The 1,348-nt window shown below is 56.0% G+C and carries 2 tRNA genes and 2 rRNA genes; all 4 read right to left on the bottom strand.

Features of this window, described 5'->3' with window-relative positions:
• Nucleotides 1-400, bottom strand: a 23S ribosomal RNA gene (locus tag OUA97_RS23170); the annotation flags it as partial.
• A gap of 217 nt (nt 401-617) precedes the next feature.
• Nucleotides 618-693 (bottom strand) — tRNA-Ala (locus OUA97_RS23175).
• A 64-nt stretch (nt 694-757) separates the two neighbouring features.
• A tRNA-Ile gene (locus OUA97_RS23180) sits at nt 758-834 on the bottom strand.
• Between the two features lie 177 nt (nt 835-1,011).
• A 16S ribosomal RNA gene (locus OUA97_RS23185) occupies nt 1,012-1,348 on the bottom strand; the annotation flags it as partial.

Raw genomic sequence — 1,348 nt, forward strand, 5'->3', positions numbered from 1 at the left:
GTCGCTAATTGACGCCTACGGGGCTATCACCCGCTATGGCCGACTTTTCCAAGTCATTCGGCTTTATGTCACGACAGCACTGGCCTGGTCCCGGTTCGCTCGCCACTACTACGGGAGTCTCGGTTGATGTCCTTTCCTCCGGGTACTGAGATGTTTCAGTTCCCCGGGTTTGCTTAATGAACCCTATGTATTCAGGTCATTATACCTTTGAACAACCAACGAACCTGAACCCCAGCCGAAGCTGGAGATCACATTCGCAGGCTGTAAAGGTGGGTTTCCCCATTCAGAAATGTCCGGATCAAAGGGTGCTCGCGCCTCCCCGGACCTTATCGCAGCGTGCCACGTCTTTCATCGCCTCTCAATGCCAAGGCATCCGTCAGAAGCCCTTATGCGCTTGATCGTTCTCAGCAAAACTCATGCGTGGGGACGGTTTGGATCCAGCTGTACGAACTAGCCGGATCACGCCCACACATGCGCTTTGTTTTATGATGTCTTCTCAAGTCGGCCCTACAAGCTTCAGGGGAAGCCGGGCAAACCCTTCAATTCACAATGTCATTCGCCGACCAGGTCGAAACCTGACCGGAAACCTTGTTTCCTTACGATCGCTAAGCCGCTTCTGGTGGAGCCAGACGGGATCGAACCGACGACCTCATGCTTGCAAAGCACGCGCTCTACCAACTGAGCTATGGCCCCTCTTGAAGCCGCGCCCGCTTGGGAGCTTGTCGTCGACCTGTCCGCCCGAGGATCACACGAAGTGTGGTGGGCCCAGGCAGACTCGAACTGCCGACCTCACGCTTATCAGGCGTGTGCTCTAACCAACTGAGCTACAGGCCCTTGAAGCGGCACATCCAAGCCAGCGCTAATACAGCGGGCCCAGATACGCGATCGCACCACAACCTCATCGGCTGCAGTGTCATGCGGAAAGAGAAACGAAGACGGCGACACTCTGCTACCTGCATAGTGTCTGTGAACGAACCAATAGAGCGTGAGGCTCTGGAGGTTCATCCTTAGAAAGGAGGTGATCCAGCCGCAGGTTCCCCTACGGCTACCTTGTTACGACTTCACCCCAGTCGCTGACCCTACCGTGGTCGACTGCCTCCTTGCGGTTAGCGCATCGCCTTCGGGTAGAACCAACTCCCATGGTGTGACGGGCGGTGTGTACAAGGCCCGGGAACGTATTCACCGCGGCATGCTGATCCGCGATTACTAGCGATTCCGACTTCATGCACTCGAGTTGCAGAGTGCAATCCGAACTGAGACGACTTTTTGGGATTGGCTCACCATCGCTGGCTTGCAACCCTCTGTAGTCGCCATTGTAGCACGTGTGTAGCCCACCCTGTAAGGGCCA

Source organism: Phenylobacterium sp. 58.2.17 (assembly GCF_026411515.1).
Classification (GTDB): Bacteria; Pseudomonadota; Alphaproteobacteria; order Caulobacterales; family Caulobacteraceae; genus Phenylobacterium.